A 13,951-nucleotide genomic window follows, 5' to 3' on the forward strand; every position below is an offset into this window, starting at 1 on the left:
AACAGTTCCGGCACAGCGCTGCGCGCTGCCGTTGGGTATGCAAGCGAAACAGACGAGAAAAAGGATACGCAGAAGCGCACGCAGACCCGATGTACCCATCGGCCGCGAAGCGGGACGGATCTATTTGGTGCTGAACCAGCCACGCGTGTGGTGCGAAGCGGCAGACCGTGCGCGGTCCAAGCCCGATGTGGCCTACGAGGGCACTCGCTACTGCTGTGCCAAGACTGATCGCCTGTGCCGCGGCCGGCATGAAGTGCTTTGGATGGGGAAAGCTGCTTTCTTTGCCTACTTTCTTTGCAGCAGCAAAGAAAGTAGGTGCCGCCCCGCACAGGGGCAACGCTAATAGACCGACACGTTGTTGGGATCCGGCGACAAACAAAACCCCCTACTTCACGACAGCAACCGGCACATTAGACCTGGCCGCCACGGCCGCAGGAATAGCACCATCGACAGGCTGCGTCTGATCCACCGTCGTGCGCCCGCCATCACGAAAGAACGCCTGCTCGGCGGCCTTATTGAGCACGAGAATACTGATACGCCGATTGGTCGGCTCATCGACGACATCCTTATTGAGCGGCAGCACATCAGAAAGCCCCCGCACCTGCAGCACCTTGCTTTCCTTCATGCCCCCGGCAACCAGCGCCCGCCGCGCCGCATTCGCGCGCTCACTCGACAGTTCCCAGTTCGAATACCCGGCCTGATTGCCTGAATAGGGCACAGCATCCGTATGCCCCGCAATCGACACGCGATTGTCGACATCGTTCAACGATGCGCCGATGTTGGTCAGAATCGTCGTCACATAGCCTTCGAGCTTCGAGCTACCCGAAGCGAACATCGGCCGCTTGAGTGAATCGACGATCTCGATGCGCAATCCCTCGCTGGTGATCGCAATACGAATCTGATCCTTGAACGCGCGCAATGCCGGCATCTGTTCGATCAACGCCATCAGCTTCTGCTTGAGTTGCTGCAACTTCTGCAAGTCATCCATCGCCACCGCCGCGCGCGCGATCGATTGCGGTACCGGTTGCGTCTGAGTCTTGTTGCCTTCGCCCGGACGCGTGCTCGACAAATCCTTGCCGCCGCCCGTGATGACACTGGTATGCGCCGACGCACCGCCATCGTTGCCGAACAACGCGGAGAGCGGCGTGTTGAAGTACTGCTCGATGCCTTCCTTGTCGTACTTCGACGTCGATCCGAGCAGCCACATCAGCAGAAAGAACGCCATCATCGCGGTGACGAAGTCGGCGTAGGCGATCTTCCATGCGCCGCCGTGATGACCGTGCCCGTGCGCCTTCTTCTTGCGCTTCACGACGACGGTAGGCGCAAGCACCGACTGCAGCGGATCGCGTGATGGTTTCTCAGCCATGATGTCTATGTCGTGAAGTTACGAAGCCGCCTTCGGCATCTTGGTCGCGCGCACCGCGTCGTCGAGTTCCTTGAAGCTCGGACGATCGGCGGTGAAGAGCACCTTGCGGCCGAACTCGACGGCCACCGTCGGCGCATAGCCGTTCATCGATGCAAGCAGCACGGACTTCACGCACTGGAACGGTTTCGCTTCGGCGACGCCCTTCGCGTTGAGCAGGTCGGCGAGCGGGCCGATAAAGCCATACGCCAGCAAAATGCCGAGGAACGTGCCGACCAGCGCGCCCGCGATCATCTCGCCGAGCACCGCGGGCGCGGCGCCGACCGAGCCCATCGTGTGCACCACGCCCATCACCGCCGCGACGATACCGAACGCCGGCAGGCCATCGGCCATCTTCTGGATCGCGTTCGCGGCGACCGAGCTTTCGGCATGATGCGTCTCCAGCTCTTCGTCCATCAGATCCTGCATTTCGAGCGCGTTGACATTGCCCGCCGACATCATGCGCAGATAGTCGACGATGAAATCGAGCAGATGATGATCGGCCATCACGTGCTCGTACTTCTGAAAGAGCGGGCTGGATTCGGGCGCGTCGACATCGGCTTCGAGCGCCATCATTCCTTCCTTGCGCGCCTTCTGCAGCAGTTCATAGAGCAGCGCGATCAACGCGACATACTTTTCCTTCGTATAGCCGCCGCCCTTGAAGGCCTTCGGGACCGATTGCAGCGTTTTCTTCAGCGTCGCGGTCGGGTTCGATACGACGAACGCGCCGATCGCCGCGCCGAAAATACACAGCAGCTCGAACGGCTGCACGAGCGCGGCAAGGTGGCCGCCGACGCCGATGAAGCTTCCGATCACCGAGCCGATGACCAGGACCCATCCGATGATGACAAACATGATTTCTCCGCCAATGTCCGGGCGTCGCGGGCCGTGCGTGCTCGGGATTGAGGCGCGCACGGCTCGCGACGCATTGTTCGCTTGTTGTGTGGCTTATCGGCTTTTAATGCCCGGACATTAGGGTGACGCGCGCAACTTTTTCTGCGCAAATGTTTGCGCAGTAAATCTTACGGTCGTTCGTCGTGGGCGGAACGGTCCTGGAGCGCTTACGTCGCAGGTAATGGATTGTGCGCGTGCGCTTCGATAACATCGCTCGCATGAACTCGACTCTTGCGCATACCATCGCTCAAACCACCGTCGGCACGCTGCTGCGCGACTGGCGCCAGCGCAGACGCATGAGCCAGCTCGATCTCGCGGGCGTGGCGGATGTCTCCACCCGCCATCTGAGCTTCGTCGAATCGGGCCGCTCGCTGCCGAGCCGCGAGATGCTGATGCGCCTCGCCGAGCAGCTCGATGTGCCGCTGCGCGAGCGCAATACGCTGCTCGTCGCGGCGGGTTATGCGCCGCTGTATCGCGAGCGTGGGCTTGCTGATCCGCAACTCGCGGCGGCGCGCCGCGCGGTCGATCTGGTGTTGAAGGGCCACGAGCCGTTTCCCGCGCTCGCGGTCGGTCGTCACTGGACCATGATCGCGGCCAACGCGGCTTTCGCGCCGCTCGTCGCATCGGCGGATGCGGAACTGCTCGCGCCGCCAGTGAACGTGCTGCGCCTGTCGATGCATCCGCGAGGGCTCGCGAACGCCATCGATAACTGGCACGAGTGGCGCGCGCATCTGCTCGCGCGGCTGCGTCGGCAGATCGAGGTGTCGGGCGATGCGACGCTCGTCGCGCTGCTCGCGGAACTCGACGCGTATCCCGCGCCTGCGCATGCCGGGCACGCGTCGCGCGGGGAAACCGATCCGGTCGTCGTGCCTCTGCGCATGCGCACGCAACACGGCGTGCTGTCGTTCTTCAGCACGACGACGGTTTTCGGCACACCGGTCGATATCACGTTGTCCGAACTCGCGATCGAAGCATTTTTTCCCGCCGACGACGCCACTGCCGCCATCCTTCGCGAACTCGAGGATGCGAGACGTTGAGCTTGCGTCGCTGCCCACATGCTTACAGAATTGAACCTGGCGCACGCGCGTGAATCAATCAGACAGCGGGCCGCGCGCGAAAGCGTGCGTGGCCTGTGTCAGCTTTTGTCCAACCAACGCGGAAGACAGCGATGATTCAAACATTCGAGCAAGTGATAGGCGGGCAAAAGATGCAGTTCTGCGCGAGCATCGCGGAAGGCGGTGGACCGGCGCGCGTCATCATCAGCCGCGCGGATTCGGCGGAGTCGCTGGTGATCGTCGAGGCCGACGGCATCATCGCCGCGATCAAGGCGGAAGTGGAAGCGCCCAGTACGCTCGTCGCCGATGCCGTGCGCAAGGCGCAGCAGGAAGCGCTGATCGAGCGCGCGCTGGAAACCGGCACGGTGCAGACGACGAGCCTGTAGACGGACGCTGCGCCGGACTTACCACGAAAAATGCCCGCGCGGCCAGGACGGTCGCGCGGGCATTGCTTTGTGCGTCGCTCGATGACTTACATGCGTGGCTCGCCATTCTTCGGATCGGCGGGCACCATCGGCGTCGCGGAATCCGGGCCGTCGGGCATGTCCGGGTCGTCGGGGTTGGGCGCGGCGTCCGGGTCGAGCAGCTTGTCCGGGTCCGGTTCGAGCGGCTCCTCGGGGGAGCGGGGCATCGTCGACATGGTGTTCTCCTCAACGGTTCGATGGGCAGGGCGCTTCGCCTGAGACTCGCAACGGCCGTTCCCGCTGCCGTTCAACCTTCATTCGGCTTTGTCCGGCATCGCGCCGCGTCCGGACTTGCGCCTGGTGGATTGCTCACCTGACGCGCGATCAGTGCCGCGCACAGCAACAGCGCGACCGATACGCCCGCCGACCAGCGCACCGCGTCGACGATGTGATCCGCGCTTGCCGCGCCGTCGCCGTGAGCCGCGAGCGCGCCGAACGCGGCGACGCCGATCGCGCCCGCCGCCTGCCGCGCGGTGTTGAGCACCGCCGAGGCCGTGCCCGCGCGCTGCGGATCGACGGTGCCGAGCAACGCGGTCGTCATCGCCGGGACCGCGAGGCCCATGCCCGATGGAATCAGCAGGAACGGCACGAGCAGCGCGGCGGTGGGCGTGCTCGCATCGACGAAGGCAAGCGCGGCGAAACCGGCGGCGTCGAGCAGCGCGCCAAAAATCATCGGGCCACGCGAGCCGAAGCGCGCGACGACGGGACCGCTTGCCAGATTCGAGATCAGGAAGCCGCCCGTGAGCGGCAGAAACGCGAGGCCGGTTTGCAGGGGCGTGTGGCCGAGCACGCGCTGCAAATACAGGCTCAGAACGAAGACCATTCCATAGTAGGTGAGATTCACGCCGATACCGAAGACGACCGCCGCGCTGAACGTGCGCTCGGAGAAGAGGGTGAGCGGCAGCATCGGCGCGGGGCTTTTGCGCTCGATCGCGATGAACGCGCCGCCCGCCGCCAGCGCCAGAGCGAGGCCGCCGAAGACGAGTGGATGCGTCGGTCCGAGCGGACGCAGTTCGATCACCGCACCGACCAGGGCCGCCAGCGCGACGATCGCGAGCGCCTGGCCGGGCAGGTCGATGCCGCGCGACGGCGGCGCTCGGTTCGCGCGCGGCTTGCCGACCCACACGAGCGTCGCGACGATGCCCGCCGCGCAGATCGGCAGATTCACCCAGAAGATGCTGCGCCAGCCGAACGCCGCGATCAGCACGCCGCCGACGATCGGCCCCGCCGCGATCGACACCGCGCCCGCCGCCGTCCACAGGCCGACCGCACGCGCGCGCAGGCGCCGGTCGTGGCCGCACGCGGCATTCAGGAGCGCGAGCGAGTTCGGCAGCATCGCGGCGGCGCCGACGCCTTGCAGGGCGCGCGCGGCGATCAGTTGCGGCGCATCGCGCGAAAACGCGCAGGCCAGCGACGCCAGCGCGAACAGCGCGAGGCCGCCGAGAAACATGCGGCGCGCGCCGAAGCGGTCGCCGAGCGAGCCCGCCGACAGCATCAGCGCCGCGAAGGCGAGCGCGTAGCTGTCGATGGTCCATTGCAGGCTCGCGACGTTCGCGTGCAGATCGTGGCCGATGCTCGCGAGCGCGACATTGACGATCGAGACATCGAGTTGAGAGACGACGAAACCGACGCTGGTCGCCGTCACGACGAGCATCTGCCGCACGGACAGACGCGTTTCGGATGAGGAAAGGTTCGAGTTCATGCCGTTCATCGTAGGCGCGTCGCGCGCTCGATGTTTCGGCGTGGACTGAAACGTGAAAGCCGAATGAAAACGGCGCGCCGGTGAAGCGACGCGCCGTCATCGAACAAGAAAATCAGCGATTTTCCCTGATGAACAGCGTCGTCAGCGCGCCGATCGCGCACAGCGCGCCGACGTAGATCGCAGGCGCCATCGGGCTCGACTTCATCATCAGCGAGACGACGATCGGCGTGAGTCCGCCGAACACCGCATACGCGACGTTGTACGAGAACGAGATGCCCGAGAAGCGCACGGCAGGCGGGAAGGCTTTCACCATCACGAAGGGAATCGCGCCGATCACGCCGACGAAAAAGCCCGCCAGCGCGTACCACGGCAACAGCACGGAGACATCGAGCGAGACTTGCCGGAACATCAGCCAGTACGACACGGCGAGCGCCACGCCGCCGATGAAAATCGTCTTGCCCGCGCCGATCCGGCCCGCGATCGCGCCCGACAGCACGCAGCCGATCGTGAGGCACAGCGTCGCCGCGCAGTTCGCGACCAGCACCGTCGCCGGCGCGATGTGGAACTGCTTCTGCAGGAGCGTCGGCGTCATCAGGATCACGACGACGATCGCCGCCGAGAGCATCCACGTGAGCAGCATCGAAATTATGACGGCGCGGCGGTGGTCGCGCAGCACCGCCTTGAGCGGAATCTCCGCCGCGAGCGACTTGCGCTTCTGCAGTTCGGCGAAGACCGGCGTTTCGTGCAACCAGCGGCGCAGATAGACCGAGCACAGCCCGAACAGGCCGCCGAGCAGGAACGGCAGGCGCCACGCGAAATCGGCGACTTCGGCCGGCGCGAACGTCTTGTTGATCGCGGTCGCGATCAGCGAGCCGAGCAGAATGCCCGCCGTCAGGCCGGCCGTCAGCGTGCCGCACGCATAGCCGACATGACGCTCCGGCACGTGCTCCGACACGAACACCCACGCGCCCGGCACTTCGCCGCCGACCGCCGCGCCTTGCATCACGCGGAACAGCAGCAGCAACACGGGCGCCATCAGGCCGATCGACGCGTAGGTGGGCAAGAGGCCCATCAGGAGCGTCGGCACGGACATCAGCAGCACGGATAGCGTGAACATGCGCTTGCGGCCGAGCAGGTCGCCGAAGTGCGCCATGATGATCCCGCCGAGCGGACGCGCGAGGTAGCCCGCCGCAAAGATGCCGAAAGTCTGCAATTGACGGAGCCAGTCAGGAATCGACGGCGGAAAGAACAATTGGCCGATGACCGGCGCGAAGAACACAAAAATGATGAAGTCGTAGAACTCGAGCGCGCCGCCGAGCGCGGCGAGCGTGAGCGTCTTGTAATCGCCGCGCGTGAGCGCACGGCCGGCCGCGCGCGGGGCGTCGGACAGAGGTGTTGCCTGCATCGAAAAGAGAACCCGTGAGTGGAGAAACCACGCGTGACGCGCGGTAGAACGAGGCTTCGCCCTGCGGGAGCGACAGACGCGCCGGGTGGACGCGAATCGAAGGTCGCGGCGGGCGCGGATTGGAGCGCCGCCGCCCGTCGTCCGCGCTGCGGGATGCGACGGACAGTCGCGGCGCAGCTTGCTACGCGACGTCTCGGTAAAACGGCGGAAGCGGGAACTTTTGAGCCAGACGCGGCATGTTACAGGACGAAAGTCGGCGCAAAAGAGAAAAGCCGTTCTATTTTTGAGATGGTTGCGCGCATGAGACGCGGCCGTGTCGGCGGGGTGCGTCGTCACATGCGTTGACAATTCGGATGAGTCCGATGGGAAAGGGTCGCCTGGCTGCCCAGAATTCGCAGCTTGAATATCCCCGTCTCATCCCGCGACGAGACGCCCGGCGGGCGCCGGAAGTACGGCATCCGCCCCATGTCCCTTGGACTCATCAGGTAAGACACCATGCGCGTCGCCGTTTTGCAAACCGACCCAAGTTATCGAAATCTCATCAGCGACGTCGTCAAACGGCTCGGCCACACCTGCGTGACCTTTGGCGATGGCCTCGTGCTGTCGAAAGCGCTGTCCCGCTCGACGGTCGATCTGCTGATTCTCGACTGGAATTCCTCGGGCCTGTGCGGCCTCGACCTGCTGAAATCCGTGCGTTCGAGCTTCGGCGAGCGCGTGCCGGTCATGTTCGCGACGCCGGACGGCGCCGAGCATAACGTGGTCTGCGCACTCACCGCCGGCGCGGACGATTACGTCGTCTATCCGATCCGACCGGGCGAGTTCGGCGCGCGCGTCGAAGCGCTCTTGCGCCGCGCGTTTCCGGCGACGTCCAGCGCGTGTCTCGAAGTCGGTCCGTATCGCTTCGACGCCCGCCAGCAAACCGTCACCGTGCGCGGCAAGCCGGTGCAACTGAGCGGCACGCAATTCCGCCTCGCGCAACTGTTCTTCTCGAACATCGGCCGCGTGCTGTCGCGCGATCACATTTTCGCGATGGTCTGGGGCCGCGAATTCCGCGAAACCACGCGCACCATCGACAGCCACGTGTCGCGTCTGCGTCTCGCGCTGGAAATCGAGCCGGTCAACAACTTCCGCTTGCAGCCGGTGTACAAGAGCGGCTACCGCCTGCTGCATCTCTATGATGGCGCGGAAGACACCGGCGACGGCCTCGCCGATCCTGCGCCTGCGCAGATCGCGGCCTGAAGCCGTTATCGAAGAAAAAATGCCGTCGCGAGGACGGCATTTTTGTTTGTGCTTTGCTTAGACCGCTGGCAGCGCCGGACGCGTCTCGATGCTGCGGCGAATCAGCGTTTCGACTTCGTTGCGCTCGTCGCCGGCGAGCGGCAGGCGCGGCGGGCGCACCGGCTCCGTGCCCAGACCGACGATCGCCTCGGCCAGCTTGATGTTCTGCACGAGTTTGTGCGACACATCCAGCGCGAGCAGCGGCGCGAACCATCGGTAGATCGCGCGCGCTTCCTCGACCCGGCCCGCGCGAATCAGCTTGTAGATGGCCACCGTCTCGCGCGGGAACGCGCACACGAGCCCCGCGACCCAGCCGTGCGCGCCCATCAGAATCGCTTCCATCGCCAGGTTGTCGACGCCGCAGAAAAGCGCGTAGCGGTCGCCCGTTTCGTTGATGAGATCGGTGATGCGACGCACGTCGCCGCTCGATTCCTTGATCGCCGCGAATTTTTTGTCTTCGGCAAGCTCGGCGAACATCTTCGGCGTGACATCGACGCCATACGCGAGCGGGTTGTTGTAGACCATCAGCGGCAGCGGGCTCGCGTCGGCGACCATGCGGAAGTGATTAAGCGTCTCGCGCCGGTCCGACAGATACCGCAAGCCCGGCAGCACCATATAGCCCGCCGCGCCGTGGCGCGCGGCGCGCTCGGCCTGGCGGCAGCCGTCGAGCGTGCTGTTTTCCGCGATCGTCAGCAGCACCGGCACACGGCCGCGCGAGGCGTCCACGGCGATATCGAGCACGTCGAGCTTTTCGTCGAGCGACAGCGTCGAGGCTTCGCCGAGCGATCCGCACACGATGATGCCATCGACGCCGGCTTCGATCTGTGCGTCGATGTTCTTCGCGGTCCAAGCCCGGTCTATGCTGAAATCGGCGTTGAACTTGGTAGTCACGGCGGGCATCACGCCTTCCCAGATATGCGTCACGGCTGCGCTCCGAAATTGATTGAACGGTAGGCAGTGTAAGCACCGAAAAATCGGGCGTCTTGCGCATTTCGCGCGCGCCGCATGCCGATTTCGGCATAGCCGTTTTGCCACGAAAGCAGCGCGTCGCGGGACGCACCGAGACCATGCCGGATTATGCCGATATCGTCATCAAAACGATTCAGCCGCTTCAAGACGCCCGCCGCGCGCATTTCTAGGATAGGCGGCATGAAAACCATCGACATCATCGACTCGCATACGGGCGGCGAACCGACGCGCCTCGTGATCGCGGGCGGCCCCGATCTGGGCAATGGCACGCTCGCGCAACGTCTCGACGCGTTCCGCACGCGTTTCGACGATTGGCGCCGCGCGATCGTCACGGAGCCGCGCGGCTCGGACGTGATGGTCGGCGCGCTGCTGTGCGAGCCCGACGATCCAGCCGCCGCGGCCGGCGTCATCTTCTTCAACAACGTCGGCTATCTCGGCATGTGCGGGCACGGCACGATCGGACTCGTCGCGTCGCTCGCGCATGCGGGCAGGATCGCGCCGGGAAGCCATCGCATCGATACCCCGGTCGGCCCCGTCGATGCCACGCTCAACGCGAACGGCAGTGTCAGCGTGCGCAACGTGCCGGCGTATCGGCACCGGCGCGCGGTGACGGTCGAGGTGCCCGGACACGGCCCGCTCACCGGCGACGTCGCGTGGGGCGGCAACTGGTTCTTTCTCGTCGCGGATCACGGACGTGAACTGACGCCCGCGCGCATCGCCGAACTGACGGCGTTCACCGAGGCGATCCGCGATGCCCTGCACGCACAGCGCATCACCGGCGCGGACGGCGCATACATCGACCATATCGAGCTGTTCGCCGATTCGCCCGTCGCGGGTGTCGACAGCCGCAATTTCGTGTTGTGCCCGGGCAGCGCCTACGATCGCTCGCCGTGCGGCACCGGCACCAGCGCCAAGCTCGCGTGTCTCGCGACGGACGGCGCGCTCGAAGTGGGCGCGGTATGGCGTCAGGAAAGCATCATCGGCAGCGTGTTCGAAGGCAGCTACGCGCTCGACGGCAACATGCTCGTGCCGACCATCACGGGCTACGCGCACATCATGGGCGAAGGCCGGCTCGTGTTCGACGAACGCGATCCGTTCATGCGAGGCATCGAAGCCGGCGCGCGCGCATGACGGCGGATGTGATCGTCGTCGGCGCGGGGATCGTCGGCGCGGCGTGTGCGGCGGAATTCGCCGGGCATGGCCTGAACGTCGAGGTGCTGGACGCGCGCGGCATCGGCGGCGGTGCGACGGCGGCGGGCATGGGCCACATCGTCGTGATGAACGATTCGCCGGCGGAATTCGCGCTGGCGCGGGCATCGCGTGAAGCGTGGCTCGCGCTCGGCGCCGAACTGCGCGAGCGCGATGCGTTTTCGCGCTGCGGCACGCTCTGGATCGCGGAAGACGAAGAGGAACTCGATGCCGCCCGCACGATGCGCGACGCGTTCGCGACGGCAGGCGTGCGCGCGCAACTGCTCGACCGCGCCGCGCTGCGCGAAGCGGAACCGGCGGTGAGCCACGCGATGCAAGGCGGCCTTCTGATCGATGACGACGCCATCGTCTACGCACCCGCCGCCGCGCAATGGCTCCTGACGTGCTCGGGACGCATTCGCGTATCGACTGATTGCGCGGTCCGCGCCGTCGATGCGGACGACACGCACGCGAGCGTCATGCTCGCGAACGGCGAGCGGCGCACGGCCGCGCATGTGGTCGTCGCGAACGGGCTGGCGGCCGCCGATCTGATCGCGGGCGTGCGGCTCGAAGCGAAGAAAGGGCATCTGCTGATCACCGATCGCTATTCGGGCACACTTCATCATCAAGTGCTGGAGCTCGGCTATATCAAGAGCGCGCATCACGCGCGCGGCACGTCGGTGGCGTTCAACGCGCAGCCGCGTCCGACGGGGCAACTGCTGATCGGCTCATCGCGCCAGTTCGGCACCGTCGATCCGGCCGTCGAAATCGACGTGCTCGCGGCGATGCTCGCGCGCGCGACGCGTTATCTGCCGGGCATCGGCGCACTCAACGCCGTGCGCGCGTGGACCGGTTTTCGCGCCGCCACGGCCGATGGCTTGCCGCTGATCGGCCCGGCGCGTCATCCGGGCGATCGTCTGTGGCTCGCGACGGGTCACGAGGGACTCGGCGTGACGACCTCGCTCGGCACCGCGAAGCTGATCGCCGCGCAGATGCTCGGCGAGCCGGTTCTGTTCGATCTGCCCGATGCTCACGCCTTCTCTCCGCAACGATTCGCCACGGAGCACGCCGATGGCTGATCTCGTCACCGTGACCGTCGATGGCGAGCCGCTCGCCGTGCCTGCGTTCACGACCGTCGCGGCAGCGATCGCAATCGCAATGCGCGGCGTCGGCGGCACACGGCGCTCCGTCACCGGCGAGCCGCGCGCCGCGTGGTGCGGCATGGGCGTGTGTCAGGAATGCCGCGTGACGGTCGATGGCCGCGCGCATGTCCTCGGCTGTCAGACGCCATGCCGCGACGGCCTTTCGATCGAGACGATGCGATGAACGCCGAACAGGTCGATATCGCGATCGTCGGCGCGGGGCCGGCGGGCTTGCGGGCGGCGCGGATCGTGGCGCAGGCCGGCGCGCGCGTCGCGCTCATCGACGACAATCCGCGCCCCGGCGGTCAGATCTGGCGGCAAGGTCCGACGCTCCCGCCCGCCGCGCAGCTTCGCCAATGGTTCGACGAAACGCGCGTGCATCCGAACCTCGTCGTCATGAGCGCAACGAAGGTCGCCGCCGCGCCTGCCGGCAAACGGCTCCTGCTCGAACGCGATGGCGCGCCGCTCGTGCTCGCATACTCGAAACTCATTCTCGCGACCGGCGCGCGCGAGCGGCTTCTTCCTTTCGATGGCTGGACCCTGCCCGGCGTGACGGGCGCGGGCGGCTTGCAGGCGCTCGTCAAGGGCGGACTGCCGGTGCGTGGCGAACGCATCGTCGTGGCGGGCAGCGGGCCGCTGTTGCTTGCCGTCGCGGATACCGCGCGGCGTCACGGCGCGCATGTCGTCGCGGTGGTCGAACAGGCGCCGCTCGCGCGGGTCGCGCGCTTCGTGGCGTCGCTTGCGTTGACGCCGGGCAAGCTGGCGCAGGCCGTCGCGCTCGGCACGACGCGTTATCGCACGGGCGGTGTCGTCGTGAAGGCGCACGGAAGCACGCGCGTGGAGGCGGTGACGATTCGCACGCGCGGCCGCGACGAAACGTTCGAAGCGGATCGCATCGCGTGCGGCTATGGCCTCGTGCCGAACGCGACGCTGGCGCTCGCGCTCGGCTGCGCGCTGGACGAGCGCGACGGCGCGATCCGCGTCGACGAGGCGCAGCGCACGTCGCAGGAAGATGTTTTTGCGGCGGGCGAATGCACGGGCATCGGCGGGATGGAACTGGCGAGCGTCGAAGGCGCGTGCGCGGCGCAGTCGGCGCTCGGCATTGCAGCCGATGCGCGTCTCGTGCGCGAACGCGCTCGCTGGCGCGCCTTCGCGCGGCGCGTGGCGCAGGCGTTCGCGCTCGGCAACGCGGCGCGCGCGATGCCATCGCCCGAGACCTTGCTGTGCCGTTGCGAGGACGTGTCGATCGGCGACGTCGCCGCGCATGCCAACTGGCGCGACGCCAAGCTGCAGACGCGTTGCGGCATGGGACCGTGTCAGGGGCGTATTTGCGGCGAGGCGGCGTCGGTGTATTTCGGATGGCCGCGCGCGGCGGCGCGTCCGCCGTTCGCGCCGGTACGCATCGACACCTTGATCGGTGTGCGCGACCGCGCCGACACGTTCCGTCCATAGCGAGGCCAGCGCTTCTATAATCGAGCGATCGATTCATTCGAGCGCAACCGACATCTCCACGCATGACTAACACGACGCCGATCGTCCATCCTCCAGCGTCGACGCTCTCCGACATGCTCGCGCATTTCGCGCTGCTCGCGCCCGTGTTCGACGCGATGCCGGATATCGTGTTCTTCGTCAAGGACCGCGACGCGCGCTACGCGATGGTCAATCGCACGCTCGCGCGCCGCTGCGGCCACAAGGACGACAAGTCTGCGCTCATCGGCAAGACCGCCGAGGACGTGTTTCCGCGCCGCTTCGGGCGCATCTACACGGCGCAGGATCAGGCGATCATCGCGCAGGGGCATCAGCTCATCGATCAGCTCGAACTGCATCTCTATCCAGGACGCGAACCCGGCTGGTGCATGACGTGCAAGCAGCCGCTGCATGACACGCAGGGGCATATCGTCGGGCTCGCGGGCATCTCGCGCGATCTGCAAGCCGCCGAAGGGACGCATCCGGCCTACAGCCGGCTTGCGGCGGTGGTGCAGCACATCCAGGAAAACTACGTGCAGCCGCTCAACATGCGGCAGCTTGCGCAGATGGCGAACATGTCGATCGCGCAACTGGAGCGCTACTTCCACAAGGTCTTTCATCTGACGCCGCGTCAGGTGCTGCTCAAGACGCGGCTCGACGCCGCCACCGCGCTGCTCGTCTCGCGCGAGAAAGTCACCGACGTCGCCGCGCTGTGCGGCTACACCGATCACAGCGCCTTCACGCGCCAGTTCAAGGCGACGGTCGGCCTCACTCCGAGCGAGTACCGCGCGCTGCTGCAGGCGGGAACCTCGACTGCCTCGCGCCCCGATTCCGCCCGCGATACAAACGTCTGACGGGAAAACAGGGTACGGCTGATCCAGGAATTACACGGTCGTGCGCGCGGGATCGGACGGGGGCGGCGCGGATCGGCGCAAGCGCCCGCGCAATATGGCATTCACGGTTATGAAACCGTCTCGGTCCGGTT

The 13,951-nt window shown here is 66.2% G+C and carries 15 protein-coding genes; 8 read left to right on the forward strand and 7 right to left on the reverse strand.

What is annotated here, in order from left to right; translation table 11 throughout:
• Window positions 1-385 precede the first annotated feature (385 nt).
• Together motB and motA are read right to left on the reverse strand one after the other, a co-directional pair.
• Window positions 386-1,366, reverse strand: coding sequence for a flagellar motor protein MotB (gene motB / locus BTHE68_RS15965; RefSeq protein ID WP_162067303.1), 981 nt, complete (start codon window positions 1,364-1,366; stop codon window positions 386-388).
• Between the two features lie 18 nt (window positions 1,367-1,384).
• A complete protein-coding gene (gene motA / locus BTHE68_RS15970) occupies window positions 1,385-2,257 on the reverse strand; it encodes a flagellar motor stator protein MotA (protein ID WP_061174405.1) in 873 nt (290 codons plus the stop codon).
• Window positions 2,258-2,514: 257 nt separating this feature from the next.
• On the opposite strand from motA, the gene BTHE68_RS15975 reads away from it, so the two are divergent.
• Both BTHE68_RS15975 and BTHE68_RS15980 read left to right on the forward strand, forming a co-directional pair.
• Complete coding sequence (locus BTHE68_RS15975) at window positions 2,515-3,333, forward strand: helix-turn-helix domain-containing protein (protein ID WP_162067304.1); 819 nt, start codon at window positions 2,515-2,517, stop codon at window positions 3,331-3,333.
• A 131-nt stretch (window positions 3,334-3,464) separates the two neighbouring features.
• A complete protein-coding gene (locus tag BTHE68_RS15980) occupies window positions 3,465-3,737 on the forward strand; it encodes a hypothetical protein (protein WP_162067305.1) in 273 nt (90 codons plus the stop codon).
• 86 nt (window positions 3,738-3,823) lie between these two features.
• Here BTHE68_RS15980 and BTHE68_RS15985 read toward each other — a convergent pair whose 3' ends face one another.
• The 3 genes from BTHE68_RS15985 to BTHE68_RS15995 all read right to left on the reverse strand — a co-directional run bounded on the left by BTHE68_RS15985 (window position 3,824) and on the right by BTHE68_RS15995 (window position 6,922).
• Window positions 3,824-3,991, reverse strand: a complete 168-nt coding sequence (locus tag BTHE68_RS15985) for a hypothetical protein (protein WP_162067306.1) — start codon at window positions 3,989-3,991, stop codon at window positions 3,824-3,826.
• A 71-nt stretch (window positions 3,992-4,062) separates the two neighbouring features.
• Window positions 4,063-5,526: an MFS transporter gene (locus tag BTHE68_RS15990; protein ID WP_162067307.1), complete on the reverse strand. Its 1,464-nt coding sequence runs from the start codon at window positions 5,524-5,526 to the stop codon at window positions 4,063-4,065.
• 103 nt (window positions 5,527-5,629) lie between these two features.
• Window positions 5,630-6,922 carry an MFS transporter gene (locus BTHE68_RS15995; RefSeq protein ID WP_162067308.1) on the reverse strand — a complete coding sequence of 431 codons (1,293 nt, stop codon included), beginning with the start codon at window positions 6,920-6,922 and terminating at the stop codon, window positions 5,630-5,632.
• Between the two features lie 495 nt (window positions 6,923-7,417).
• Here BTHE68_RS15995 and BTHE68_RS16000 point away from each other — a divergent pair, with 495 nt between their 5' ends.
• Window positions 7,418-8,161 (forward strand): response regulator transcription factor, encoded by a 744-nt coding sequence (locus BTHE68_RS16000; RefSeq protein WP_162067309.1) that lies wholly within the window; start codon window positions 7,418-7,420, stop codon window positions 8,159-8,161.
• A 57-nt stretch (window positions 8,162-8,218) separates the two neighbouring features.
• Here BTHE68_RS16000 and BTHE68_RS16005 read toward each other — a convergent pair whose 3' ends face one another.
• Both BTHE68_RS16005 and BTHE68_RS16010 read right to left on the reverse strand, forming a co-directional pair.
• Complete coding sequence (locus tag BTHE68_RS16005; RefSeq protein WP_162067310.1) at window positions 8,219-9,124, reverse strand: dihydrodipicolinate synthase family protein; 906 nt, start codon at window positions 9,122-9,124, stop codon at window positions 8,219-8,221.
• Entirely contained in the window at window positions 9,121-9,369 is a 249-nt protein-coding gene (locus BTHE68_RS16010; protein ID WP_162066889.1) for a hypothetical protein, read from the reverse strand. The genes BTHE68_RS16005 and BTHE68_RS16010 overlap by 4 nt, the downstream gene beginning before the upstream one ends.
• Here BTHE68_RS16010 and BTHE68_RS16015 point away from each other — a divergent pair.
• The 5 genes from BTHE68_RS16015 to BTHE68_RS16035 all read left to right on the forward strand — a co-directional run bounded on the left by BTHE68_RS16015 (window position 9,341) and on the right by BTHE68_RS16035 (window position 13,820).
• Entirely contained in the window at window positions 9,341-10,300 is a 960-nt protein-coding gene (locus BTHE68_RS16015; protein WP_162068219.1) for a 4-hydroxyproline epimerase, read from the forward strand. The two genes, BTHE68_RS16010 and BTHE68_RS16015, sit on opposite strands and share 29 nt — an antisense overlap.
• Window positions 10,297-11,436 carry an NAD(P)/FAD-dependent oxidoreductase gene (locus BTHE68_RS16020; protein ID WP_162067311.1) on the forward strand — a complete coding sequence of 380 codons (1,140 nt, stop codon included), beginning with the start codon at window positions 10,297-10,299 and terminating at the stop codon, window positions 11,434-11,436. Before BTHE68_RS16015 ends, BTHE68_RS16020 begins: the two co-directional genes overlap by 4 nt.
• Window positions 11,429-11,683 (forward strand): 2Fe-2S iron-sulfur cluster-binding protein, encoded by a 255-nt coding sequence (locus tag BTHE68_RS16025; RefSeq protein WP_162067312.1) that lies wholly within the window; start codon window positions 11,429-11,431, stop codon window positions 11,681-11,683. Before BTHE68_RS16020 ends, BTHE68_RS16025 begins: the two co-directional genes overlap by 8 nt.
• Complete coding sequence (locus BTHE68_RS16030; RefSeq protein ID WP_162067313.1) at window positions 11,680-12,951, forward strand: NAD(P)/FAD-dependent oxidoreductase; 1,272 nt, start codon at window positions 11,680-11,682, stop codon at window positions 12,949-12,951. Before BTHE68_RS16025 ends, BTHE68_RS16030 begins: the two co-directional genes overlap by 4 nt.
• 62 nt (window positions 12,952-13,013) lie before the next feature.
• Window positions 13,014-13,820: an AraC family transcriptional regulator gene (locus tag BTHE68_RS16035; RefSeq protein WP_162067314.1), complete on the forward strand. Its 807-nt coding sequence runs from the start codon at window positions 13,014-13,016 to the stop codon at window positions 13,818-13,820.
• The last annotated feature ends 131 nt before the right edge of the window (window positions 13,821-13,951 follow it).

The sequence above is a fragment of the Burkholderia sp. THE68 genome (assembly GCF_009938265.1).
In the GTDB taxonomy this organism is placed as follows: domain Bacteria; phylum Pseudomonadota; class Gammaproteobacteria; order Burkholderiales; family Burkholderiaceae; genus Caballeronia.